Origin of the sequence: Aeromonas sp. HMWF016 (assembly GCF_963878195.1) — a bacterium.
GTDB lineage: Bacteria > Pseudomonadota > Gammaproteobacteria > Enterobacterales > Aeromonadaceae > Aeromonas > Aeromonas lacus.
Genome location: NZ_CAWNWX010000102.1, coordinates 34,198 through 57,349, shown reverse-complemented (window position 1 = coordinate 57,349; position 23,152 = coordinate 34,198). Strand labels below are relative to the sequence as shown.

Sequence of the window (23,152 nt, the reverse complement as noted above, 5' to 3'; positions counted from 1 at the left end):
GGCGTTCAGCCAGTGTAAACGGCGAGCAGGCCGGGCGCGATGATCATCACTTCGGCATGTGGGATAGCGCCTGATTTTGTGCATTTCTGGTGCGAGGGAGCCCGCTTGCCCTGTCACAGGGCGACCGGCCGTGGCTTAGCGCAACGCTCGCGCCATTTTGGTGCAAAAAGGAGTTTGTTTATATCTAATATCATGATTTAAATGGATTTTAACTTTTGGCCCACTTTATGCTTTTTACCATCAGGCGGTCATTTCTGGCCATCTGCGCCCGGCGAATCGAGGCTCGCGAGCAGTGGCCACAAGTTCAATCAAGGAAACGGAGCCGGTTTATACCGGTACGACAGGGAAGGAGAGTGCTCTATGGTCAAAAAATGGATGATGGCGGGTCTGCCGATACTGACGGCGTTGCTGGTGACCCCAAGTTGGGCCGATGAGGTCTCTCAGGTTCAGGCTGCGGTGGCACCGGTTGCCAGCGTAACGATCAACAAGGGTGACAACACCTGGATGCTGCTCTCGGCCGCACTGGTGATCCTGATGTCGATCCCCGGTCTGGCGCTCTTCTACGGCGGGTTGGTGCGTGCCAAAAACATGCTGAGCGTGCTGATGCAGGTCTTTACCCTGTTCTGCCTCATCTGCGTGCTCTGGGTCATCTACGGCTACTCGCTCGCCTTTACCGAGGGCAACAGCGTGTTCGGCTCCTTCAGCAAGGTGCTGCTCAAGGGGGTCACTCCTGACTCCATCGCGGCCACCTTCAGCAAGGGGGTCGGTATCAGCGAGTTCATCTATGTGGTGTTTCAGGGGGCCTTTGCCGCCATCACCTGCGGTCTGATCGTCGGTGCCTTTGCCGAGCGCATCAAGTTTGCTGCCGTGCTGCTCTTCTCGGTCATCTGGTTCACCTTTGCCTACATCCCGCTGGCCCATATGGTGTGGTACTGGGCGGGGCCGGATGCCTACACCAGCGCCGATGCGGCTGCCGCTGCAACCGCCACCGCCGGTTATCTGTTCCAGCATGGTGCGCTGGACTTCGCGGGCGGCACCGTAGTGCATATCAACGCCGCCGTGGCGGGTCTGGTGGGTGCCTATCTGGTGGGCAAACGTCTGGGCTACGGTCGTGATCCCATGACCCCCCACAGTCTGACCATGACCATGATCGGCGCCTCTCTGCTCTGGTTCGGCTGGTTCGGTTTCAACGCCGGCTCCGCGCTGGAAGCCAACGGTGTTGCGGCGCTGGCCTTTATCAACACCTGGGTCGCTCCGGCTGCGGCAGCCCTGTCATGGACGCTGGCCGAGTGGGTGATGAAGGGACGCCCCTCCCTGCTGGGTGCCGCTTCCGGTGCCGTCTCCGGTCTGGTGGTGATCACTCCGGCGGCCGGTCTGGTCGGCGTCGGTGGTGGTCTGGTGATGGGCCTTATCAGTGGCGTGGCGGGTCTGTGGGGCGTCCACGGTCTCAAGCGCCTGCTGGGGGCCGACGACAGTCTGGACGTGTTTGGCGTACACGGGGTGTGCGGCATTCTCGGTGCCCTGCTGACCGGCGTCTTTGCCAGCCCGGATCTGGGCGGCACGGGGGTGTGGGACTATGTCACCAATCAGGTTGCCGAGGGTTACTCCATTCTGGCGCAGGTGAAGATCCAGGCCATCGGGGTTGGCGTTACCATCCTCTGGTCCGGTGCCGTGGCGGCGATCTCCTTCAAGCTGGTTGACCTGGTGGTCGGTCTGCGGGTGAACGGCGATGCCGAGCGGGAAGGGCTGGATGTGACCACGCACGGCGAGAAGGCCTACAGCATGTAATTCCGAACGTCAGACAACAAAAAACCGCCGGTTCCGGCGGTTTTTTTATGGTGCAAGCGCGGTGGCGCGTTTAGTTCGAACTCTTAGTTCACGACGGCGACGTTGATGCTGCCGTTACCCTGGGTCATGCGGACACGGGCACCCGGGGTGAAGGTGGGGCTGGCTTTTTGCACTACCACGATGGCTTCGCCGTTCTCTTTCTTGATCTCCAGCTCGACGCCGTCGACCTGATTCATCTTGTTGCCGATGGCGTTACCGGCTGCGGCACCGGCGATGGCGCCGCCTGCGGCTGCGATATCGCGACCGGTACCACCACCGACGGTGCTACCCAGCAGACCGCCGACAACGGCGCCGCCGATGGTACCCATCAGGGAGTTCTCATCGGCCTGGATCTTGACCGGGCGGGTAGAGATGATGGTGCCGTAGCTGACGGTCTGAACCTGCTTGGCGCGGTCTTTGGTGTAGACATCGCCAGAGTAGACATCGCTATTGGCGCAACCAGTGATGGTGGTGGCGGCCAGCAGGGCAATAATGGTCATTCGTTTCAACATGATAGGCCTCCAAGGCTGAATAGAATTCAAACAATCAGTTTGATGAATTGAACTTTACTCCAAGCAAGCGGGACATGAAATCGGCAAAATGTAACCAATTATGCGTTCTGTAACCGCTTTTATCCTTGAATCGCAGCTGTATCAGTGAGCTTTTTGACCAGCACCAGCCGATCCTCGCCGGGGCCGAAGTAGTCGGCCACCTCTTCGACCAGTTGATAACCGAGCCGGTAGTAGAGGCGCTGGGCCGGGTTGGCGGGATCGACCGTGAGCCGCAGTTCGCTGATCTGCAGCCCCTCCATATTGGTCTCCATCTGACGCATCATCCGCTCGGCCAGCCCGAAACCACGCGCCTCGGGCAGCACCGCCAGCGAGAGTACCCACCCTTTGTCCCGCTCCTGACCAAAGCCACCCAGCACATAACCCACCAGCTGCCCCTCGTATTCGGCTACTAGCAGCAGATCGGGCCACAAGTCCATCGCCTGACGGAAGAAGAAGGCGGGATAGATATCTTCGCCAAAGACCTTGGCATCGATTTGCCAGATGGCGTGCATGTCGGTATGGGTCGCGGGGCGCAGCAGGGGCGGGTTGTGGTGCATCAAGGCGTCTCTGGTCAATATTGGCGAAAGGTGATGCCCTGGGTCTGTACCTTGCGATCGCTGCCACCGCGCCATTGGGCGGGGCGGGCCAGCTCGCGGACATCCAGAGCGGTATAGGCAATGTCGTGGTGAAACAGGCTCTCGGCGAGCGACTGGCGCAGGGCGAGCAGCCGCGCATCGTCGAGTTGCCAGCCGCTGACCAGTTCAGGCGCGCTTTCGTGGCGATAGAGCGCGAAGTAGTAACCAAGCCAGCGGGCCGGCAGTTTATGGATCCTGGCCTGGGTCAGCAACTGTCCTGCGCTGTATTGCTCGCAGGCTCCATACTCTTTGGCCAGGACCGCCGACATCGCCAGATAACGGCGCAGGGCCCGACGCTCACGAAAACGGGTAAACCAGCTCATCTTGTTTCTCCACTGTTCAAGGCAGACAAGGGGTCTGCGCCAGACAGCAAGATCTTAGCGGTTGAGTTCTGAATCCTGCATGAGCGATCAGGGGGGAAGCGGGCGGCTGTGAGGCAGTCTGGGTGCCTTGCGCCAGCCATCGAGCAGATGGCGGATGGCCAGCCAGGGGTGGCGCAGCAGCATGCGGGGGCCGCTCCAGCGCATCACCTGCTGGATCTGTTTGCGCATTGCCGGTGCGTAGCAGTGGATGTTGCAGTTGGCGCAGGTGGGTTTGTGACCGTGGCCGTAACGGCAGCGGGCGAGCCGCTGGTGGGCGAAATCCCGCAGCTTGCGACAGTGACGGCAGTGGGGATCCTGATGGTGGTGCTGGCAGTAAAGGCGGATCATGGCACTGACCGTCCGCTGCTCGCGCACCAGTCTGGGGTGAACGGTCGCCGCTTTGCCGGTGCTGGCGTGCGCGCCCCTTGCTGGGTTGGCTTGATGAATTTTCATGGTCGCCATTTTCCTGACCAGCCCGGGCAGGGTGTTGATACAGGTCAAAAGGGGGGACAAAAAAACAGGGCCCGCAGGCCCTGAGTTATCAGATGAGGCTGGTTGCCTGCTCCAGCCAGGCGAGATCCTCGCCTTCGAGCAGCGGGCTCAGGCGGCGGAACACCTCGGCGTGGTATTCGTTGATCCAGCGGAATTCGGCCGGGCTCAGCAGGCTGCGGTCGATCAGGCGGGTATCGAACGGTACATAGGTCAGACGCTCGAAGCCCAGCATCGGCAGCTCGCCACTCTGCTCCAGCTCGCTCACCACCACCAGGTTTTCGCAGCGGATGCCAAAACCATCTTCGCGGTAGTAGCCCGGCTCGTTGGAGAGCACCATGCCCGGTTGCAGCGCCACCATGTTCCCTTTCGGGGCGATGCGCTGGGGCCCTTCGTGGACGCTCAGGAAGTGGCCGACGCCGTGACCGGTGCCATGGTCGTAGTTGTAACCGGCTTGCCACAGCGGCATGCGGGCCAGCACGTCGAGCTGGATACCGGCGGTGCCGCGCGGGAAGCGGGCCTGATCCAGCGCGATATGACCCTGCAGAACCCGGGTAAACATCGCTTTCTGCTCGTCGGTCACCTCACCCACCTTGATGGTGCGGGTGATGTCGGTGGTGCCATCCATGTATTGGCCACCGGAATCGAGCAGATAGAGGCTGTCCTGACCAAAGGCACGCGGGGTGCCGTTGGTGTGGTGGTAGTGGCACATGGCGGCGTTGGGGCCAAGCGCCGAGATGGTGTCGAAGCTTGGCTCGACGTAGTGCTCCTGCTCGCGGCGGAACGCTTCCACCTGATCGGCCAGAGTGCCTTCATCCACCCCTTCAAATTCGCCGGAGGCAATAAGCCGATCCAGCCAGGCGAGGAAGCGGGTCATGGCCACGCCATCGCGCAGATGAGCGGCGCGCATGCCGGTCAGCTCGATCTCGTTCTTGCACGCCTTCGGCAACATGGTGGGGTCTTGGCCAGCCACCAGAATGGCGCCCGCCTCTTCCATGATGAGCTGGGTCCAGGCGTTGGCGCTGTCCGGATCGGCCAGCACCTTCTGCTGGTCTTCACCGATGCGCTGCAGCACGTCGCCCAGCTTGTCGATGGGGTAGACGGAGACATCCTGCCCCACGTGCTGGCTGAAGGCGAAGCAGTCGATCTTGTCGGTATCGACGAAGAAATCCATGGTGGTGTTGGCGTAGAGCACGGCAAAACCGAGCACTACCGGCAGCCGCTCGATATCGCGACCACGCAGGTTGAGCAGCCAGTTGATCGGCTCGGCCTGGGTCAGCAGCACGGCATCGAGGCCGCGCTTGCGCAGATCGGCGGCCAGCTGTTCGCGCTTGGCCTGGCTCGACTGGCCCGCCAGCTCTTCGCTGTAGAGGATGACCGGCGTCTTGGTCGGCTCGGGACGATCGCTCCAGTTCAGGTCGATGGGGTTCTGCTCGACCCGCACCAGCTCGATACCGCGCTCGGCCAGCACGGCCTTGGCGTTCTTGTACCAGGTCAGGCTGTGCAGACGGGCGTCGAAACCGACCCGGGTGCCGGAGGGCAGCTGCTCGGCCAGCCACTGCACATGGGGATCTTCAACCAGGTGGAGAAATTCGAACAGCTCGGACGGCGCCTGCATGCGGGCTTGCACCGTGTAGCGACCATCGACGAAGAGGGCGGCACGCTGGGCCATGATGATGGCGACGCCGGCGGAGCCATTGAACCCGGTGATCCAGTCCAGCCGCTCGGCGTAGGCGGGGATGTACTCGCCGAGGTGCTCATCATCATGGGGGACGATAAAGGCGTCCAACTCCTGCATGGCCAGCTCGGCCCTGACTTGGGCGACGCGGGTTTCAATTATCTCGAAATTATTCATGTCGTTAGTGCCAGATGGTTGCTTTATGAGTGTTCATTTCTTGTGGCCGCCAGCCAGGATCCGCTTGATCGACTGGCCTGCTGCCTCGATATGCTGCCTGAGCAGCACCACTGCTTCGTGCTTGCGCCGGGCGCGGCACAGCTCCAGCAGTTGGGCGTGTTCACGCTCCGCCTTGTCCACGCCATCGGTGGCAAAGAGCAGCTCGAAGCGGACATAGCGGTCACAGCTCAGATTGATCTGGGCGATCAGTTCAAGTGCCTGGGGGCGACCGGCTGCCTGATAGAGGGTGGCGTGAAAGCTGTGGTTCAACTCGGCCCAGTGTTCGATCTGGGTGCCTGACTCCAGGGCGTGATCAAACTGGGCGAGGATGGCCTCCGCCTCGGCGAAGGTGGCTTCCGTCATCTTGTCGACGGCGTGGAACAGGGTATCGGCTTCCAGCAGCGCTCGCAAATAAAAGAGCTCGTCGATGGCTGCGGCGTCCAGCATGGTGACGACGGCGCCGCGGTGGGCCTCGAATTTCACCAGCCCCTGTGCTTCCAGCTGCATCAGGGCTTCCCGCACCGGAATGCGGCTCACGGCCAGCTCCTTGGCGATGGCATCCTGACGCAGAGGGGCGCCGGCGGGGAACTCCCCACGGAGGATCCGGCCGCGGAGGTTTTCCATCACCATCTGGGTTCGGGTCTTGTAGGGTGGGGTCATGGTCGGGTCACGATTGGGCGTTACAAAATTGTATATTGTATAAAGTTTGGCTGAATCTACCCCGTCACACCCGGCATGGCAAGGTTTAGGGGCTCGCCGCGGCATGGCTGGCGGCGTTCGGAACTCCATAAAAACAAAAATGCCGGTCAGCGTGGCTGACCGGCATCATCATCGTTGAGGCGAAGGGGTCTGTTACAGCTGCGGACCTGCCGCTACCAGACGTTTGCCCTCGTCGTTATCAGTGAAGCGCTCGAAGTTCTTGATGAAGCGCTGGGCCAGATCCTGCGCTTTGGCGTCCCACTCGGCCTTGTTGGCGTAAGTGTCGCGCGGGTCGAGGATGGCCGGGTTCACGTCGTGCAGTGCAGTCGGCACTTCCAGATTGAAGATCGGCAGCACCTTGGTCTCGGCCTTCTCGATGGAGCCATCCAGGATGGCGTCGATGATGGCGCGGGTATCCTTGATGGAGATGCGCTTGCCGGTACCGTTCCAGCCGGTGTTGACCAGATAGGCCTCTGCACCTGCCGCTTCCATCCGTTTCACCAGCTCCTGACCGTACTTGGTCGGGTGCAGGGAGAGGAAGGCTGCGCCGAAGCAGGAGGAGAAGGTCGGGGTCGGCTCGGTGATGCCGCGCTCAGTACCAGCCAGTTTGGCGGTGAAGCCAGAGAGGAAGTGGTACTTGGTCTGCTCCTTGGTCAGCTTGGAGACCGGGGGCAGCACGCCGAAGGCGTCGGCAGTCAGGAAGATCACCTTGGTGGCGTGACCTGCCTTGGAGACCGGCTTGACGATGTTCTCGATGTGATAGATCGGGTAGGAGACGCGGGTGTTCTCGGTACGGGAACCATCATCGAAGTCGATGGTGCCATCGGCAGCAACGGTCACGTTCTCCAGCAGCGCATCGCGGCGGATGGCGTGGTAGATATCCGGCTCGGCCTCTTCGGAGAGCTTGATGGTCTTGGCGTAGCAGCCCCCTTCGAAGTTGAACACGCCGTGGTCATCCCAGCCGTGCTCGTCATCGCCGATCAGCTGACGCTTGGGATCGGTGGAGAGGGTGGTCTTGCCGGTGCCGGAGAGGCCAAAGAAGATGGCTACGTCGCCGTCCTGACCCACGTTGGCGGAGCAGTGCATGGAGGCAATGCCGCGCAGGGGCAGGAAGTAGTTCATCATGGAGAACATGCCCTTCTTCATCTCGCCACCGTACCAGGTGCCACCGATGAGCTGCATCTTCTCGGTCATGTTGAAGGCAACGAAGTTCTCGGAGTTGAGACCCTGCTCCTTCCAGTTCGGGTTGGTGCACTTGGCACCGTTCATCACCACGAAGTCAGGCTTGAAGGTTTTCAGCTCTTCATCGCTCGGGCGGATGAACATGTTTTTCACGAAGTGTGCCTGCCAGGCCACCTCGGTGATGATGCGTACGGCCAGGCGGGTGTCCGGGTTGGCACCGCAGAAGCCGTCGACCACAAACAGGCGCTTGCCGGAGAGCTGTTTGGTGACCAGCCCTTTCAGATGTGACCACACTTCGGGGGTAATCGCTTTGTTATCGTTTTTACCCTGGTCAGACCACCACACAGTATCCTGGGTAGTGGCATCTTTGACGATATATTTATCTTTCGGAGAGCGGCCGGTGAAGATACCGGTGTTGACGTTGACGGCGCCCAGTTCGGTGACGACGCCGCGCTCGAACCCTTCCAGGTCAGGGCGAGTCTCTTCCGCGAAAAGCTGCTCGTACGAGGGGTTGCGAACGATTTCCTGGCTGTTTTTGATGCCGTACTGGTCCAGTCCTAATTGTTGGGCCAGGGTGGGTTCTGCCACGATTGTCATTGTATTCTCCTGGGTTCAGAGGTTTGTAGGGTTCTATCTGACGTTCATCCTATCACTTAGGTGGTAGAGTTTAGCGATCGCCATCAAACTTTATAAAATAGGGTGTTTTTTTGTTATTAAAGTTAAAGGCGGGTTTTGCCCGCCTTTAATTAGTGTAACTTGTTTGCATCATTGCCGGGAGCCCTGCTGAACAGGGTTTCGACATCGATCCCATTAAATTGGTACTGGGCGCCGCAATAATCACAGTGCATGTCGATCTTGCCGAGCTCCTGCACCATATCCATCACCTCTTCCTTTTCTATCTGCAGCAGGGCCCCTTCACAGCGCTCGCGGGAGCAGGTGCAGCGGAACTCGACCGCCTGCGGATCGAACACCCGTACCTTGTCCTGATGGTAGAGACGGTAGAGGATCTCCTCGGCTTCCAGACCAAACAGCTCTTCATCCTTGATGGTGCTGGTGAGCTGGGTCAGGTGCTCGAAGTCGTTGCTGTGATCCTCGCTCTGGGCGGGCAGCTCCTGCAGCATGATGCCGGCGGCGCGCGGTTCGCCCTCGTGGTAACCGGTGCGGATCCACAGCTTGGTCGCCAGCTGCTCGGACTGGGCAAAGTAGTGCTCCAGACAGCCAGCCAGAGTGTCGGCGTCCAGCGCGATGATGCCCTGATAGCGTTCGCCCTGATCCGGCGTGATGGTGATGACCAGCTGGCCGTTGCCGATCAGGCTCTGCAGCTTGTTGTCGCTCGGCAGTTCGCCTTCAAAGCGGGCCACGCCGCGCAGCTGCTGGTTGTGGTCGCCGTTGATGACGGCCAGACGCACCGGGCCATCGCCCTGCAGCTGAACGGTGATGGAACCTTCAAACTTGAGGGTGGCGGTCAGCAGGCTGGTGGCGACCAGCAGCTCGCCCAGCAGTTTTTGCACCTGCACCGGGTAGTTCTGGGCTTCCACCACATGGCGGTAGGTGTGATCCAGCTGGACCAGCTCGCCACGTACTTCGTACTCTTCAAACAGATAGCGATACAGCAGATCTTGGTTGCTCATCATATGTTCCTGGGTTCTTCGGTGAGGTAAATCGGGCGGGCTGGGGTTGCTGCCAGCCCGGTATCAAATCGGGGTCGGTCAGTACTGTTTGACCTTGAGCAGCTGGCGCCGCTCCTGCTTGTCGGGGCGACGCTCCGGGCTCGGCGCAAACTGGCTGTTGAAGCGGCGCGCCTCGCTGTTTTCGGCCCGCTTTTTCAGGCTTTCGGCAGTCTCTTCATAGAGCTGCTGGGCGAGCGGTGCCGATTTGCGCTGATCGCTGATGGCCAGCACCCGCACTTCCCGCTCATCCTGCCCCTGCCAGAAGCGGATCAGCGCACCCACTTCCACCTGTTTGCCCGGTTTACTGCGCTGACCATTGTAGTGCACCTTGCCGCCGTCAATCTGATCCCGCGCCAGCGAGCGGGTCTTGTAGAAACGGGCCGCCCACAACCACTTGTCGAGACGAACCTCAAGGGCGCTTTCCGGATGATTGGCCATGAACCGGCTCCATAACGGGGAAAAGGGGTGGTCGATTATACCAGAGGCGGGCCGCTGGATAGAAACCGGCCGGCAGCGAAGGCGTGCCCCGCTGCTGTCCTGACCACGCAACATATGGGCAGTTTGCTGATTAACAAGGGAAAAGCGGGGGATCTGGCCGTAAGGGGTAGATTGCCTGCCATATGTTGCATAAAAGATGTCGCCCCTCGCGGGGCGCCATCGTTCAGTGCAATTGGCCGGTCAGGTCGGTGCTCAGAAGCGATCCTGCGGTTCGACTTTCTTCTCCTCCTTGCCTTCGCTGTGGGCGATGGCGGTGCGGATAAGGTCAACCCCGGCACGGATAATCAGCACCCCCATGTTGACCAGCTTGACGCAGACCCACATGAAGGTGATGAGCAGGATCAGCTTGAGCACGGTCTGGAACGCTTCCAGGAAGTTCTGCTCCAGCTGGGCGGTCAGGCCGTTGGCGCTGGTCATCAGCCAGGTGTAGACCTCGCGCACGAACGGGATGCGGCTTGGCATCTCCAGTACGTCCAGTGCCGCAGGCAGGGCCTGAAAGATGACGATGCTGCCGAACAGGATCAGGATGACACCGATGGCGATGCCGAGGAAAAAGCCGAACTGTCTCATGGAGGGCTCCAGCGGTTGCTGCATGACATTGAAGATAGCCGCCAATAGTAGGGAGTGCCCTCGCTCATCGCAATCTTCCCGGTGCGGCCATCATGGCCGGATCAGCGCTGAACAGGCCGCCAGCATTGCCCAACTATCTGATTTCTGGGAGGCTTGTCGCCATTGTGCATAGGGAAAGCAAATTGATGTCGAGAACCCTCTTTTTACTGTTGCTGGCGCTGTTTGCCGCTTTGCCAGCCCTGAGCGCCGAACCGACGGCGGCAGTCTGCGCCATCCGCCATCAGGATCAACTGCTGCTGGTGCAGGATCGCATCTCCTCCCGCTACAGCCTGAGCGGCGGCTACATAGATGGCGATGAGCGCCCCGAGCAGGCCGCGCTGCGCGAGCTGTATGAAGAGACCGGTCTGCGCGGGGAAGTCGTCGCGGATCTTGGCCGCTGGCAGAAAGCGCAGGTCTTTGCCTGCCGTACTCTGGAGCCTATCGTCGCCCAGCAAGATTCCGATTTTGTCTCGCTGCTGAAGGCCCCCAATCTGGGCGGGGAGATCCTCAACGCCCGCTTGATTGCGGTGGACAAGCTGCCCCGCGCGCAGCGCCGCTTCCCGGAGCAGCTCGACTGGCTGCAAGCCCGGCTTGGCGAGCTGCCCGAGAGCGAGGTGCGCTGGCAGGCCGATTTCGTGGCGCAGGGCAATGCGCTGCATCGGACCGAGATCCCGCTGATGATGCGTCTGCAACAGTGGCTGGGGCCCGATGTCTGGTGGCTGTCGGTCAGCAATCTGTTTGGTTCAGGCGGCTTTCAGCTTGCCCTGATACCTTTGCTGCTCCCGCTGCTGGGGTGGCCGCGGCTGCGCCAGCTGCTCTTTGCCATGCTCTGGCTCGGGCTGCTGGTGCAGGCGAGCAAGGAGGGGATCGGCTGGTCGCGCCCCTTCCATCTGCAACCTGAACTGGCGACTCACAGCGCCCAGGGCTTTGGCATGCCGAGCGGTCACACCGCCTCGGCCCTGCTGTTCTGGGGGGCGCTGCTTGGCTGGCTCTGGCCTGCCCGGCGCGGGCTGGCTTACTCGCTGGCGCTGCTGCTGGCCCTCACCACCGGTCTGGCGCGGGTCTGGCTCGGGGTGCACTTTATCTCCGATGTGGCGGTTGGCCTGCTGATTGGCGCCTTGCTGCTGGCGGTTCGCCCCTACTGGCGGCTGGATCAGCGCGCTTCTGCCTGGGGCTTGCTGATCGTCGCCGCACTGGTTTGCGCTGGCCTGAGCCAGTCGGCCCATCTGGCCGGGATCGGGCTGGCGGCGCTGGGCCTCTGGCTCGGGGGGCGGGTCACGCTGGTGCGCGACGGATATTCCCCGTGGCTGACCGGCGCCGTGGTGCTGGCGGGCATGCTGCTGATGGTGGCGGGCGCATGGGCATTGCCGCTGTTGACCAGTAGTTCGCTCACTATCCTGCTTGGTCAGTTTGCGCTCTTTTTCGGGCTGGGGCTCTGGTTGAGCGCTGGCCTCTGGTGGATACTATCTCTCTTGAAACAAGACTCTCGACCCAGGGGCGGATGCCCTGACAGGGAAACCCTATGAACATGAAAAAAGTGGATTTGGCCAAGATAACCCTGGGGGTGCTGTTTCTCAGCATCCTGATTATCTCCTGTTTCTTGGTGCTGCAGCCCTTCCTGCCTGCACTGGTGTGGGCCACCATGATCACCATCGCTACCTGGCCGCTGATGCTGATGGTGCAGCGGCTGTTGTGGGGCAAACGGTCGCTGGCGGCCCTCTTTATGACGCTGGTGCTGCTGCTGATGTTCGTTATCCCGCTCTTTATGACGCTGGCCAATGTGGCGGAGAAGGCGCCCATGCTGATCGAGCTGGGCACCAATATCAGCCAGTCGCCGCCGCCCGAGCTGCTCTGGCTGCAACAGATCCCGCTGGTGGGTGACAAGCTCTACGGCTTCTGGCAGCAAATTCTGGCGAGCGGTGGTCAGGTGCTGTTTGCCAAGCTGGCTCCCTACTTTGGCCAGACCGCCCGCTGGCTTGCCGCTCAGGCGGGCAATCTTGGGCTGCTGTTCGTTCACTTCCTGCTGACCGTCGGCATCTGCGGCCTGCTCTACCACTCCGGTGAAGTGGTGGCGACCGGCATTCGCCGCTTTGCCCACCGTCTGGCCGGGCAACGGGGCGACAACGCTACCGTGCTGGCCTCCCAAGCGATCCGTGCCGTGGCCATGGGCGTGGTGGTGACCGCGCTGGTGCAATCCTCGGTGGCCGGTATTGGCCTGCTGATTGCCGGTATCCCCTACGCCATGGTGCTGGTGGTGGTGATGTTCCTGCTGATCGTCGCCCAGATCGGCCCCTTCCCGGTGCTGCTGGCCTGTATCGGCTACCTCTACTGGAGCGGCGACACCACCTGGGGCACCTTCCTGCTGGTCTGGTCACTGTTTGCGGGCACCATGGACAACTTCCTGCGCCCCTTCCTCATCAAGCGCGGCGCCAACCTGCCGCTGATCCTCATTCTGGTGGGGGTTATCGGTGGCTTGCTGGCGATGGGGATCATCGGTCTGTTTATCGGCCCCGTGGTGCTGGCGGTGGGTTACACCCTGCTGGATGCCTGGATCAAGGAAGATGACCAACCGGCGACTGCGGCAGTTGAAGCGCCCAAGGCCGAGTGATGGTTCGGTAACAAGACGATTCAGTCTCCATCTATGATGCAAAGAGCCGCCCGGTGTGAACTGGGCGGCTCTTTTGTTTGTGGTGATCGTGGTTTATGGCGATCGAGTCAGATTGGTTGATCCTTGCCAGCCTCCATATCCCACATATGACCGTCTCATGTAGGTTCGATTAGCGAAGCGTAATCGGACGATCGAGATGCTGCTGTTCCGGTTCTATCCATAAGTCGGCGGTGACCCGTCAGAGGGGGAATACGGGTGACTTATGGCGGTAAAGCAGACCGGATAAGCGGTATAAGCTGAATTTATGGGTTTGTGTTAAATGACCCAGTTTTTGCTTATACCGACACCTATCCAACCCCCACGCCACGATTTGGCCCGTTACAAGCCAGCCACAGGTAATGGCCGATCCGTGCCAACCCGTATGCAACTCGTGTTACCGACTATGCCGGTTTGATTAGCGAAGTCAGATTGGAGGATCGAGATGCCGCCATCCCGGTATTTCCGTGAATCAGCGGCATCTGGCAGAGGGGGAATCGGGTGGCCGTTATAGCGGGGGAATGGATTTACGCGAATGTCCGATTACGCCTGACGGCTAATCGAACCTGCGGGCTGGAATTCATGAACAGTTGGAATATGCAATAATTGCGTCTTGAACGGGGTAGAGGGCTACCCTGCCAAACAGAGCTCCCATCCAACAAACATAAGCCGAATCTGGGTTGAACACAGCGGACAAGAAACAAGAGATGAGCATTCACTACCGCCCGGCGGGCACACAGGATATCGAAGACATAGCTGCCCTTATGTTGGCAAATACCGCCGCACAGGGGGGGCAGTTGACCGGAGAATTTCCACCAGCGCTGATTGCTGAATGGCTGGCAGCAAACCGGCAACACAATATGCCTATCATGCTGGCATTTGATGAGGAGGATCTAGCAGGCGTACTGTTTACCAGCGTGCTAGGTTGGACCGAGTCGCCGGTGGTGCAGGCCATGCTGGCACAGCACCTCCCAAACGCCAACGAGTACCTGTACGGCCCGGTATGCATTGCCGATAATCAGCGCGGCAAGGGAATCCTGCCTGGATTGTTTGCCCAAGTACAAGCAGCATTGCCGGGCAAAAAAGCTCTACTGTTTATCAAAACTGACAATATCGCCTCCATCAAAGCCCACGCCAAAATGGGTATCAGGGAGCTGACGCGCTTTCACTGCAATGGCTGGGATTATCTTGTGCTGCAGGAGGTTTAGTCTTGTCGCAGTAAGTGATGAAGTCGCATGAGAAGTCTGTCACCCTACGAATAGCACGGCAAAGAACCCGACACAGAACTAGAAAAAAGCCTTTAAACTCCTCCACTTTCCTATCAATGTCATGCTGCTTTGTGTGCGCTGGTATCTGGCCTACTATGGGTCTTGTACTGGCTTGGCCAGCAATTTGCCGACGGCGAACCCGACCGGAAGGAGGGCGGGCTTGCCACCCTCTGAGGCAGGTCACTGAATCTGCGGGGAGGGCGTGGTTAAATGGTCGGCTCACATCTTGCCGGATATTGCTGTGACCATGCCATCTGACCTTCAGCCGCTGCTCGCTTGGCCTGACTATCTGCAGGCATCCTGGCTGCGCTGCGCCCACCAGACCAGCGCTACCCTCTGGCATCCACCCCACAGCGCCAAGGGGCAGACCTTGCAGAGCCTGCGCCAGCGCAAGCGCGACCTGCTCACCACCGGCGAGATGGCCCTTGAGGATCTCTACGAATTTATGGAGGGGCGCCCCTGCGCCCTGCTGCTCACCGACGAGAGCGGCTGCCTGCTGGCTCAGACCGGCCACCCCGACACCCTGCGCGAACTGGCGGCGCTGGGGTTTGGCCCCGGCGCCTTTTTCAGCGAGGGACGCATCGGCACCAATGCCATCAATCTGGCGGCGCTGGAGGGAGTGCCGCTCTGCGTCAGCGGCCCCCAGCACTTCAACCAGACCCTTCACCCGTGGCACAGCTGCGCCAGCCCGGTTTACAACAGCAATGGCCGTCAGGTCGCCATCATCGCCCTGATCTGCAAGGTGGAGGAGGCGAGCGCCGGGGATCTGGCGCTCACCGTCAGCGCCGGGCGCGAGCTGGCCCATCTGCTGCAGATGGAGACCCTGATGCAGGAGTCCCAGCACCACCTGAGCGAGCTTTACGCCCTGCTCGACGGCATGGATGACGGGGTGCTGGCCTGGGATCCGCAGGGCCGACTGCGCTACCTCAATGCGTTGGCGGCACACCGGCTGCGGCTCGATCCGGCGCTCTGTCTCGGTCAGCCGCTGGAGCAGCACCTGCTGCTGCCCCAGCGGTTGCAGCTCGCCATCAAGGGGCAGACGCCGCTCAGCCATGTGGAGGTGACGCTGGAGCGACTCGGCGCTCAGGAGGGGGAGTTCATCAATGCGCTGGTGAGCCTCAAGCCGCTGCCGGGGCCGGAGGGGGTCAGCTTTATCGCCCTGCTGCACCCGGTCGATCGGCTGCGGGCCATTCACCAGCTACGCCAGACGGTGCCCGAGCTGTCGGCGTTGGTGGGGGAGTCGAGCGCCATGCGCAAGCTGCTGCGCTACGCCCGGCAGGCGGCCCAGAGTCAGGGGCCGATCCTGCTGCGCGGCGAAGAGGAGGTGGGTAAGGCCCAGCTGGCGGAGGCGATCCACTTTGGCAGCGAACGGGCCGCCGGGCCGCTCATCACCCTCAACTGCAAGGCGCTGCCGAGCGAGCGGATGGCGCTGGAGCTGATGGGTTCTGACGAAGCGGGACAGGAGCGGGCGGGCAAGTTCGAACTGGCCCACGGCGGCACGCTCGTGCTGGAGCAAGTGGAGTGCCTCTCTGCCCCCATGCAGGCGGCGCTGCTGCAACTGCTCAAGACCGGCCGCATCCAGCGCTTTGATTCGGCCCGCATCCTGCCACTCAAGGTGCGGATCATCGCCACCAGCAGCGCCCCGCTGGAGCAGCTGGTGCAGGAGGGGTTGTTTGGCCGCCAGCTGCTCTATGCCTTGCAGGCGTGCGAGCTGTGGCTGCCGGGGCTGCGGGAGCGCGCGGCGGATCTGCCGGGCCTTATCAGCCAGCAGTTGGCGGCGCAGGGGCGCGAGCCGGTGCGCCAGTTCAGTCCGGCGGCCCTCGATTGTCTGCTCGCCTATCCCTGGCCCGGCAATCTGGGGGAGCTGCGCAGCGCGGTGGAGCATGCGCTGCTTCATTCCGGTCAGGGGCCGATCCCGCCCGAGGCGCTGCCCGCCGCCATTCGGCACGGCTATCAGCAGGTGGCGGACGAGGTGGTGGGGCAACCGCTGCTCACGCTGGCGGAGCTGGAGCGGCAAGCCATCCTTCGCTGCGCTCACGCCTGCAAGGGGCAGGTGAGCCAGATGGCCCAACATCTCGGCATCAGTCGCACCACCCTGTGGCGGCGGCTCAAACTGCTCGAAATCGATCCCGCCGACTATCACGGCTGACGGCGACCCGTCGCCAACTGGCCCGCAGAAAACGAAAAGGCCCCGCAGATGTGGGGCCTTGTTATATGGCAAGGTCAGTCGTGGTGCAGTTACAGCCCCAGCTGGTGGGCGGTGACGATGGCCGCCAGAACATCCTCGGCGGTGACCTTGAATGGCATATTGTGGATGGTCTCGCCCTCGGCGGTGGAGGCTTTGGCCACCTCCATCAGGCGCGTCATGTCCAGCTCCTTGACCCCCATCATATGCAGGTTGGTTGGCAGGCCCACCGAGCGGCAGAAGCCCAGCACTGTCTCGATCTCCGCCATCGGGGCATTCTCCAGCACCAGCTGCACCAGGGTACCGAACGCCACTTTCTCACCGTGGTAGAGGTGGTGACACTCGGCCAGCTGGGTCAGGCCGTTGTGGATGGCGTGGGCGGCGGCCAACCCGCTGCTCTCGAAGCCGATACCGCTCAGGTAGGTATTGGCCTCGATGATGTTCTCCACCGCCTTGGTGCAGAGCCCCTGTTCCACCGCCAGCTTGGCCTTGTAACCATCGGCCAGCAGGGTTTTGTAGCAGAGCTCGGCAATGGCCTGCGCCGCCAGCGTGGAGGCGCCCCCGGCCATGGTCTGGCTGCCGGAGACCTTGTTGGCGCGCGCCTCGAAGTAGGTGGAGAGCGCATCCCCCATGCCGGAGACCAGCAGCCGCACCGGGGCGCGGGAGACCACGCCGGTATCCATGATGACCATGTTGGGGTTGGTCGGGATCATCAGGTATTCGCTGAACTGCCCTTCCGGGGTATAGATGACCGCCAGCGCGCTGGTGGGGGCATCGGTGGAGGCGATGGTGGGCACTATGACCACCGGCACCTTCTGGTAGAAGGCGACCGACTTGGCGGTATCCAGCGTTTTGCCGCCGCCGATGCCGATGATGACGTCAAACGGCGTCTGGTTGTAGCGGGCAAGCAGGCGGTCGATCTCGGGGCGGGAGCACTCGCCGTTGAAGCAGTCGAACTCGGGCTTGATGCCCGCGCCGTGGAAGCTGGTGGCCACTGTATCGCCCACCAGCTTGGTGACGAAGGCGTCAGCCAGAATAAGCGGCTTGCTGCCGAGCGCCTTGACGTAGTTGCCGATATTGGCGAGGGCCCCGTTGCCTTGCACGTATTTGCTGGGGCTGATGATAATGCGGTCCATATTTTATCCCTCTCTCTAGTTCATAAGACTTCTTTTGAAACTAACAGGGGCGAAGGGGCGGCAGGGCCGGGGACTCCTTCGTCTTTACTTGCACAACAGTGGAGCTGCACAGGCTCAGCGAGCGAGTGCAGCACTTTGAACCAGTGGCGTCAGTCGCCGAAGCGCTCGTCGGCCAGCTGCTGGAAGCAGGCCAAGGCGGCGTTGGCATCCTCGCCGCGTGCCAGCAGGGTGAGTTGGTCGCCCTGACGCACGTTGAGCATGGCGAGCCGGGTCAGGCTGCGGGGGTTGGCCTCTTTATCCCCTTTTTGCAGCTTGAGCTCAGCGGCAAAGGGCTTGAGGGCGGCCACCAGTCGGGCGGCGGGGCGCACATGCAGGCCGTGGGGGTTATCCACCACCACCTCGCAGTGCAGCCAACCATCGTCGGCAACGGGGGCCGTCTCGGTAGCGGCCTGCGCCGCGCTGGCTGGCAGCATCGCCTGTTTCGGGCCCAGCGCGCCGAGTGCCTCGGCGGCCACCTCGTCCAGCGTCAGGCCGGAACCGGCCGCCACCACGGCGGCCAGAGTACCCTCGACCAGCGGGGCGGGGCAGAGCCGTACCCTCGCGCTCAGCTCCGGGGGCAGTAGTTCGAGGGCGGTTTCGGCGCTCAAGAGGGCGCTGCCCAAGTCCATCAGCACCAGCACACCGCTGCCGTCATCCGCCTCTTCAATCGCACTCATCACCGCGATGGCATCGGTGCCTATGGGGTGGTCGGGGTCATCGACCCCGGCCGCCAGCAGCAATCGGGCCGGGCTGCCGAGCTGGTCGGCCAGCGCTTTCAAGCCGGCCGCCAGTATGGCGCTGTGAGAGACAACTACGATTCCGATCATGTCACAACCTCGCTCTGTCACGCAGGGCGGTCAGCAGCAGCAGGGTCGAGGTAGCCCCGGCATCCTGATGGCCGATGCTGCGCTCGCCAAGATAGCTGGCGCGCCCCTTGCGGGCCTGCATCTGGATGGTGGCCTCGGTACCGGCTGCGGCGGCTGCTACTGCCTTATCCAGCGCTTCGTTGAGGGGCAGCTCTTGCTGCTGCGCCTGTTGCAGGGCGGCCAGTGCTGGCCACCAGGCATCGCACATGGTCTTGTCACCCGGCTCGGCACGGCCGCGGGAGACGATCCCCTCGACCCCGTCGCTCAGCATTTTGCACAGCTGGCTGAGGCTCAGGCTCTGGCAGGCGTCGGTACTGGCCGCCGCCCGGATAAAGAAGGTGCCGTAGAGCGGGCCGCTGGCGCCGCCGACCGAGGAGAGCAGGGTCATGCCGGTGGTTTTCAGTACCTGCCCGATATCCTTGTCCGCCACCGCGGGCAGCTTCTCGGCCACTTTAGAAAAGCCGCGCTGCATGTTGAGGCCGTGGTCGCCGTCGCCGATGTCGGTATCCAGCGCGGTGAGGTAGTCACGCTGCTCGGTAAAGATGTGTTCGCAGTCGAGCAGCCAGTTGACGATGTGATGCTTGCTTAACATGGGTTCTCCTTAGCAGCCGCGACGCAGGGCGGGGGTGTGAACGGGGGCATCCCACAGGGTCATCAGCTCGTCATCCACCTTGAGCAGGGTGATGGAGATGCCGGTCATGTCGAGGGAGGTGCAGTAGGGGCCGATCAGGTTGCGCACCAGATGGATGCCCGCCTCTTCGCACAGGGTGGCGAGGCGACCATAGACGCCATAGAGCTCGGAGATGGGGGTGCCGCCGAGGCTGTTGACCAGCGCGATAACCCGATCGCCCGCATTCAGCGGCTCGATAAAGGTGTGCTCTTCCTGCCAGCTGCCGCTGGTGCGATCCCAATGGCGCAGGGTGCGGCCATAGGGGGTGTTGTCAGCAAGCTCGCTGAACATATCGTCCACCAGGGTATTGAGGTCGGTGAAGGGGCGACGCTCGATGCCCGGTTCGCCGTGGATACCGACGCCGAACTCCAGCTCGTTGTCGGCCAGAGTGAAGGAGGGCTTGCCAGCGGCAGGGACGGTGCAGGCGTGGGTGGCAACGCCTATGGTGCGGCTCTGGTTGTTGATGCGACGGGCCAGCGCCTCGCAGCGGGTCAGGTCATAGCCCGCTTCGGCAGCGGCCCCCACCAGTTTTTCGCACAGCACGGTAGTGGCAACGCCACGGCGACCGGCGGTATAGAGGCTGTCTTTGACCGCCACGTCGTCATCGATCAGGGCGAAGCCCACTTTTACACCATCGCCGTGCAGCAGCTCGACCGCGGTTTCGAAGTTGAGCACGTCGCCGGTGTAGTTCTTCACCAAAAACAGCACGCCCGCGCCGCCATCAACGGCCTGACCGCACTCGTACATCTGATCCGGGGTGGGGGAGGTAAAAATCTCGCCGGGGCAGGCGCCATCCAGCATCCCCTTGCCCACCAGACCGCCGTGCATCGGCTCGTGGCCGCTGCCACCGCCGGAGACCAGCGCCACCTTGCCCATCACGGGGGAGTCGGCGCGGGTGATGTAGTGGGGTTCGATACGTACCTTGAGCTCGGGGTGGGCGGCTGCCATTCCCATCAGTTGTTCACGGACCACGGCATCGACGGCATTGATCAGTTTCTTCATGGCTCACTCCTTGGCTTGCCACCGCACGGGTGGGCAAATGGTTGATGGATCCAGTCTAACGACAGAAAAAAGGATAAAAATGACGGTCTGTTCGGTTCGGATTTGAAACAGGATTAGGTGCGTTGGCGTTTCAATCTGAAACGACACGGGGCAAACGGGCGGGAAACTGTTAGCGGCCTCACAGCTATGAAAAAGGGCCCCGCAGGGCCCTTCGCTATCACCGGAATAAACGGACGGGTTAGATGGCCCAGCCACCGGCATAGAAGATCACCAGCGCCACGGCGATGATGACGGTGCCGATGTTCAGCTTCTTCCACTCGGCAGCAAACAGGCGGCCGATGACCAGCGCCACGAAGCCCAGCATGATGCCGGTGACGATGTTGCAGGTCAGTACGATGAAGACGGCGCACAGCATGCCAGCGAGGGCATCGACCGAATCGCTGAAGTCCAGCTTGGTGACGTTGCCCAGCATCAGCAGACCGACGTACATCAACGCCGGTGCGGTGGCATAAGCCGGTACCAGATAGCTCAGCGGGGAGAGGAAGATCATCAGCAGGAACAGCACGCCGACCAGTGCAGCGGTCAGACCGGTCTTGCCACCGGCAGCGGTGCCTGCTGCAGATTCGATGTAGACGGCTGCCGGAGCACCACCGACGGCGCCCGCCACCATGCTGCTGACGGAGTCGGCAGTCAGGGCCTTGCCGCCGCTGATGATGTGGCCACGTTCGTTGATGAGGCCTGCTTGGCCGGCCACGGCACGGATGGTGCCGGTGGCGTCAAACACGGCGGTCATCACCAGAGCCAGCACGGTCGGAATCACCACCGGATTGAGGGCTCCGAGCAGATCCATGCTACCCACCAGTGAGCCCTTCTCGCCAGTCAGGCTCGGCATGGCGAAGAAGCCCTGCCATGTCACTTTCGGGTCGAAGATAAGGCCGAGGATGGAGATGGCGATAATCACCATCAGGATGCCGCCCGGCACCTTGCGACGCTCCAGACCGAAGATGGCAGCCAGACCCAGCACCGTCATGATGACCGGGAAAGCGGTCACTTCACCCAGTTGAACCGGCAGACCGGCCCCTTCGTTCTTGATCACCATGCCGACGCCGTTGGTGGCGATCAGCAGCAGGAACAGGCCGATACCGATACCGGTGCCGTGGGCGATGCCGGAGGGGAGGTTGTCCAGGATCCACTGGCGCACGCCGGTGACGCTGATCAGGGTGAACAGCACCCCCATCAGGAAGATGGCGCCGAGGGCGACCGGAATGCTTAGCCCCTGACCCAGTACCAGACTAAATGCGGTAAAGGCGGTGAGGGAGATGGCGCAACCGATGGCCATCGGCAGCTTGGCCCACAGCCCCATCAGCAGGGAGCCGAAGGCGGCGATCAAACAGGTGGCCACAAACACCGGGCCCTGCTCAAAGCCGGCAGCACCCAGCATGTTCGGCACCACTATGATGCTGTAGACCATCGCCAGGAAGGTGGTCAGCCCCGCGACCAGCTCCTGACGCACGCTGCTGCCGCGTGCAGAAATGGAAAAATAAGAGTCCAGAAAGCCGCCAGTCCCTGTTTGGGCGGCCATATCTTGCTTTGCCATAACTAATCCTGAAAGTGTGAAGGAAATCGTTTGCGTTGGTGGCGCGCAAAATAGCAAGAATCTGTGACAAAAGCAGCGAATAACTGGAATTTTTCCTCAAGATCTCTGCATGAGAAGCCATTCGAAGCTTGTTTAGAGACTCAATTGATAAGAGGCAGCGAAAAACAGATCGGAGATGGGGAGGGACGGGGAGGAGATGGCCGCGAGCAGATAGCAAAAAACCCGCCTTGGCGGGTTTTTTCATTCAGACCGGACAGTTGCCCGGGCGTGAATTACAGAGCTACTACGTTAGCAGCAGCCGGGCCTTTCTGGCCTTGCTCGATGGTGAACTCAACGCGCTGACCTTCGTCCAGGGTTTTGAAACCCGGGGTCTGGATGGCGGAGAAGTGAACGAACACATCTTTGCTGCCATCAACCGGGGAGATGAAACCAAAACCTTTCTCGGAGTTGAAGAACTTAACGGTACCAGTCACTTTAGACATAATAATTTCTCTTAAATTTAGTGTTAGAAATGCCATAAAATGGCAAATTTGATTTTTCGTCAGCAATACGTATGGGAAGCACTAAAGAAGGAGAATTATTCGTCAAGCATCATCGAAACAATACTTGCACTAATCACTGCTTTACTAAAATGACTGCCTAACATAATCAGGACTGAACTGCCGAACTATCGCTAACGATTAGAACACGCACTCTTTTTTAAAGCAAATGTTATCTCGTTCTTAACGTTTTATCGTGAATTTAACCTGGTGCAGTAAAAAATAAATATGATGTATATCAACCAGATGGGCGCAGCCTTTGCGCTTTTTCATGGAAAAATAATTTTCCCCGGATGGTGTGGTAAGCAAAGTGACGGCGTAAAACGACGGCTCTTGGTGGGATCAAAAATAATATTCCCGTTTGGGGATTATCAGTCTCTTGCGAGACACAAAAAAGCCGCCTCGCACAGGGCGAGGCGGCTCTTGCATCAGAATCCGGATTGCTTAGCGTTTGCTGCGAAATTTGTTGCTGACCGAATCTATCCAGCTGAACGTTTCTGGCGATGTCTGATTCTTGGCGCGTTCTTTGGCTTTCTCACGCGCCAGTCTGGATGCCGTCTTGGCTGCTTCGGCGCGATCTGCCACGATTTTCAGGCGCCCCTCTTCGCGGATCCGGTTGCGCTCGCCATTGGTCAGCTGGTGATCGGCATTGGCTTGTGCCTTTTGCAACATCAGGGCTATCTCGGCCTTTTCGGCCTCGGTCAGATCTTTCATTTCCAGCTTTTTCATGGCGCGCTCCAGCGGCAGGGTGTCAGCCACCCTAACACAGTTGTCATATCACACCCCCATG

The 23,152-nt window shown here is 61.0% G+C and carries 22 protein-coding genes; 5 read left to right on the top strand and 17 right to left on the bottom strand.

Annotated features, from left to right (window positions below; all coding sequences use genetic code 11):
- Nucleotides 1-360 precede the first annotated feature (360 nt).
- Complete coding sequence (gene amt / locus AACS24_RS17085; protein WP_108571437.1) at nt 361-1,788, top strand: ammonium transporter; 1,428 nt, start codon at nt 361-363, stop codon at nt 1,786-1,788.
- A gap of 83 nt (nt 1,789-1,871) precedes the next feature.
- On the opposite strand, the gene AACS24_RS17080 is transcribed toward amt, so the two are convergent.
- From AACS24_RS17080 to AACS24_RS17035, 10 genes are all read right to left on the bottom strand, one after another.
- The gene (locus AACS24_RS17080; protein ID WP_042032208.1) at nt 1,872-2,339 is read right to left on the bottom strand and encodes an outer membrane lipoprotein; all 468 of its coding nucleotides are present in this window, start codon (nt 2,337-2,339) and stop codon (nt 1,872-1,874) included.
- 119 nt (nt 2,340-2,458) lie between these two features.
- Entirely contained in the window at nt 2,459-2,935 is a 477-nt protein-coding gene (locus AACS24_RS17075) for a GNAT family N-acetyltransferase (protein ID WP_108571436.1), read from the bottom strand.
- Nucleotides 2,936-2,949: 14 nt separating this feature from the next.
- Entirely contained in the window at nt 2,950-3,336 is a 387-nt protein-coding gene (locus AACS24_RS17070; protein ID WP_108571435.1) for a DUF6559 family protein, read from the bottom strand.
- A gap of 87 nt (nt 3,337-3,423) precedes the next feature.
- A complete protein-coding gene (locus AACS24_RS17065) occupies nt 3,424-3,828 on the bottom strand; it encodes a nitrous oxide-stimulated promoter family protein (protein WP_033113734.1) in 405 nt (134 codons plus the stop codon).
- An 88-nt stretch (nt 3,829-3,916) separates the two neighbouring features.
- Nucleotides 3,917-5,719, bottom strand: a complete 1,803-nt coding sequence (locus tag AACS24_RS17060) for an aminopeptidase P family protein (RefSeq protein WP_033113735.1) — start codon at nt 5,717-5,719, stop codon at nt 3,917-3,919.
- 33 nt (nt 5,720-5,752) lie between these two features.
- Nucleotides 5,753-6,418, bottom strand: coding sequence for a GntR family transcriptional regulator (locus tag AACS24_RS17055; protein ID WP_033113736.1), 666 nt, complete (start codon nt 6,416-6,418; stop codon nt 5,753-5,755).
- A 192-nt stretch (nt 6,419-6,610) separates the two neighbouring features.
- Nucleotides 6,611-8,236: a phosphoenolpyruvate carboxykinase (ATP) gene (gene pckA / locus AACS24_RS17050; RefSeq protein ID WP_041209673.1), complete on the bottom strand. Its 1,626-nt coding sequence runs from the start codon at nt 8,234-8,236 to the stop codon at nt 6,611-6,613.
- A gap of 149 nt (nt 8,237-8,385) precedes the next feature.
- On the bottom strand, nt 8,386-9,270 hold the full coding sequence (gene hslO, locus AACS24_RS17045; protein WP_033113738.1) for an Hsp33 family molecular chaperone HslO: 885 nt from the start codon (nt 9,268-9,270) through the stop codon (nt 8,386-8,388).
- 78 nt (nt 9,271-9,348) lie between these two features.
- Nucleotides 9,349-9,747, bottom strand: a complete 399-nt coding sequence (hslR, locus tag AACS24_RS17040) for a ribosome-associated heat shock protein Hsp15 (protein WP_033113739.1) — start codon at nt 9,745-9,747, stop codon at nt 9,349-9,351.
- A gap of 252 nt (nt 9,748-9,999) precedes the next feature.
- Nucleotides 10,000-10,377: a hypothetical protein gene (locus AACS24_RS17035; protein ID WP_033113750.1), complete on the bottom strand. Its 378-nt coding sequence runs from the start codon at nt 10,375-10,377 to the stop codon at nt 10,000-10,002.
- Nucleotides 10,378-10,562: 185 nt separating this feature from the next.
- On the opposite strand from AACS24_RS17035, the gene AACS24_RS17030 reads away from it, so the two are divergent.
- From AACS24_RS17030 to dhaR, 4 genes are all read left to right on the top strand, one after another.
- Complete coding sequence (locus AACS24_RS17030; protein WP_108571433.1) at nt 10,563-11,942, top strand: bifunctional NUDIX hydrolase/phosphatase PAP2 family protein; 1,380 nt, start codon at nt 10,563-10,565, stop codon at nt 11,940-11,942.
- The gene (gene ydiK / locus AACS24_RS17025; RefSeq protein WP_181364220.1) at nt 11,939-13,024 is read left to right on the top strand and encodes an AI-2E family transporter YdiK; all 1,086 of its coding nucleotides are present in this window, start codon (nt 11,939-11,941) and stop codon (nt 13,022-13,024) included. The genes AACS24_RS17030 and ydiK overlap by 4 nt, the downstream gene beginning before the upstream one ends.
- A 743-nt stretch (nt 13,025-13,767) precedes the next feature.
- A complete protein-coding gene (locus AACS24_RS17020) occupies nt 13,768-14,268 on the top strand; it encodes a GNAT family N-acetyltransferase (RefSeq protein ID WP_033113743.1) in 501 nt (166 codons plus the stop codon).
- A gap of 307 nt (nt 14,269-14,575) precedes the next feature.
- On the top strand, nt 14,576-16,477 hold the full coding sequence (gene dhaR, locus AACS24_RS17015; RefSeq protein WP_108571448.1) for a dihydroxyacetone kinase operon transcriptional regulator DhaR: 1,902 nt from the start codon (nt 14,576-14,578) through the stop codon (nt 16,475-16,477).
- Between the two features lie 89 nt (nt 16,478-16,566).
- On the opposite strand, the gene AACS24_RS17010 is transcribed toward dhaR, so the two are convergent.
- From AACS24_RS17010 to AACS24_RS16980, 7 genes are all read right to left on the bottom strand, one after another.
- Nucleotides 16,567-17,649: a glycerol dehydrogenase gene (locus tag AACS24_RS17010; protein ID WP_108571432.1), complete on the bottom strand. Its 1,083-nt coding sequence runs from the start codon at nt 17,647-17,649 to the stop codon at nt 16,567-16,569.
- Nucleotides 17,650-17,798: 149 nt separating this feature from the next.
- Nucleotides 17,799-18,515 (bottom strand): dihydroxyacetone kinase phosphoryl donor subunit DhaM, encoded by a 717-nt coding sequence (dhaM, locus tag AACS24_RS17005; protein ID WP_108571431.1) that lies wholly within the window; start codon nt 18,513-18,515, stop codon nt 17,799-17,801.
- 1 nt (nt 18,516) lies between these two features.
- Nucleotides 18,517-19,146: a dihydroxyacetone kinase subunit DhaL gene (gene dhaL / locus AACS24_RS17000; RefSeq protein ID WP_075112818.1), complete on the bottom strand. Its 630-nt coding sequence runs from the start codon at nt 19,144-19,146 to the stop codon at nt 18,517-18,519.
- Between the two features lie 9 nt (nt 19,147-19,155).
- Nucleotides 19,156-20,226, bottom strand: coding sequence for a dihydroxyacetone kinase subunit DhaK (gene dhaK, locus AACS24_RS16995; protein ID WP_108571430.1), 1,071 nt, complete (start codon nt 20,224-20,226; stop codon nt 19,156-19,158).
- 238 nt (nt 20,227-20,464) lie between these two features.
- Complete coding sequence (locus AACS24_RS16990) at nt 20,465-21,823, bottom strand: NCS2 family permease (RefSeq protein WP_181364219.1); 1,359 nt, start codon at nt 21,821-21,823, stop codon at nt 20,465-20,467.
- Nucleotides 21,824-22,095: 272 nt separating this feature from the next.
- The gene (gene cspE, locus AACS24_RS16985; RefSeq protein WP_156854046.1) at nt 22,096-22,305 is read right to left on the bottom strand and encodes a transcription antiterminator/RNA stability regulator CspE; all 210 of its coding nucleotides are present in this window, start codon (nt 22,303-22,305) and stop codon (nt 22,096-22,098) included.
- 501 nt (nt 22,306-22,806) lie between these two features.
- A complete protein-coding gene (locus AACS24_RS16980; RefSeq protein ID WP_033113748.1) occupies nt 22,807-23,091 on the bottom strand; it encodes a DUF3811 domain-containing protein in 285 nt (94 codons plus the stop codon).
- Nucleotides 23,092-23,152 lie beyond the last annotated feature (61 nt).

What these genes read in the sequence shown, in the direction of transcription:
- amt (WP_108571437.1), top strand. Translation starts at nt 361, where the DNA reads ATGGTCAAAAAATGGATGATGGCGGGTCTGCCGATACTGACGGCGTTG.
- dhaK (WP_108571430.1), bottom strand. Translation starts at nt 20,226, where the DNA reads ATGAAGAAACTGATCAATGCCGTCGATGCCGTGGTCCGTGAACAACTG.
- AACS24_RS17010 (WP_108571432.1), bottom strand. Translation starts at nt 17,649, where the DNA reads ATGGACCGCATTATCATCAGCCCCAGCAAATACGTGCAAGGCAACGGG.
- AACS24_RS17055 (WP_033113736.1), bottom strand. Translation starts at nt 6,418, where the DNA reads ATGACCCCACCCTACAAGACCCGAACCCAGATGGTGATGGAAAACCTC.
- hslR (WP_033113739.1), bottom strand. Translation starts at nt 9,747, where the DNA reads ATGGCCAATCATCCGGAAAGCGCCCTTGAGGTTCGTCTCGACAAGTGG.
- AACS24_RS17065 (WP_033113734.1), bottom strand. Translation starts at nt 3,828, where the DNA reads ATGAAAATTCATCAAGCCAACCCAGCAAGGGGCGCGCACGCCAGCACC.
- AACS24_RS16980 (WP_033113748.1), bottom strand. Translation starts at nt 23,091, where the DNA reads ATGAAAAAGCTGGAAATGAAAGATCTGACCGAGGCCGAAAAGGCCGAG.
- AACS24_RS17020 (WP_033113743.1), top strand. Translation starts at nt 13,768, where the DNA reads ATGAGCATTCACTACCGCCCGGCGGGCACACAGGATATCGAAGACATA.
- dhaR (WP_108571448.1), top strand. Translation starts at nt 14,576, where the DNA reads ATGCCATCTGACCTTCAGCCGCTGCTCGCTTGGCCTGACTATCTGCAG.
- ydiK (WP_181364220.1), top strand. Translation starts at nt 11,939, where the DNA reads ATGAACATGAAAAAAGTGGATTTGGCCAAGATAACCCTGGGGGTGCTG.
- cspE (WP_156854046.1), bottom strand. Translation starts at nt 22,305, where the DNA reads ATGTCTAAAGTGACTGGTACCGTTAAGTTCTTCAACTCCGAGAAAGGT.
- dhaM (WP_108571431.1), bottom strand. Translation starts at nt 18,515, where the DNA reads ATGATCGGAATCGTAGTTGTCTCTCACAGCGCCATACTGGCGGCCGGC.
- dhaL (WP_075112818.1), bottom strand. Translation starts at nt 19,146, where the DNA reads ATGTTAAGCAAGCATCACATCGTCAACTGGCTGCTCGACTGCGAACAC.
- AACS24_RS17035 (WP_033113750.1), bottom strand. Translation starts at nt 10,377, where the DNA reads ATGAGACAGTTCGGCTTTTTCCTCGGCATCGCCATCGGTGTCATCCTG.
- pckA (WP_041209673.1), bottom strand. Translation starts at nt 8,236, where the DNA reads ATGACAATCGTGGCAGAACCCACCCTGGCCCAACAATTAGGACTGGAC.
- AACS24_RS17060 (WP_033113735.1), bottom strand. Translation starts at nt 5,719, where the DNA reads ATGAATAATTTCGAGATAATTGAAACCCGCGTCGCCCAAGTCAGGGCC.
- AACS24_RS17080 (WP_042032208.1), bottom strand. Translation starts at nt 2,339, where the DNA reads ATGTTGAAACGAATGACCATTATTGCCCTGCTGGCCGCCACCACCATC.
- hslO (WP_033113738.1), bottom strand. Translation starts at nt 9,270, where the DNA reads ATGAGCAACCAAGATCTGCTGTATCGCTATCTGTTTGAAGAGTACGAA.
- AACS24_RS17070 (WP_108571435.1), bottom strand. Translation starts at nt 3,336, where the DNA reads ATGAGCTGGTTTACCCGTTTTCGTGAGCGTCGGGCCCTGCGCCGTTAT.
- AACS24_RS17075 (WP_108571436.1), bottom strand. Translation starts at nt 2,935, where the DNA reads ATGCACCACAACCCGCCCCTGCTGCGCCCCGCGACCCATACCGACATG.
- AACS24_RS17030 (WP_108571433.1), top strand. Translation starts at nt 10,563, where the DNA reads ATGTCGAGAACCCTCTTTTTACTGTTGCTGGCGCTGTTTGCCGCTTTG.
- AACS24_RS16990 (WP_181364219.1), bottom strand. Translation starts at nt 21,823, where the DNA reads ATGGCAAAGCAAGATATGGCCGCCCAAACAGGGACTGGCGGCTTTCTG.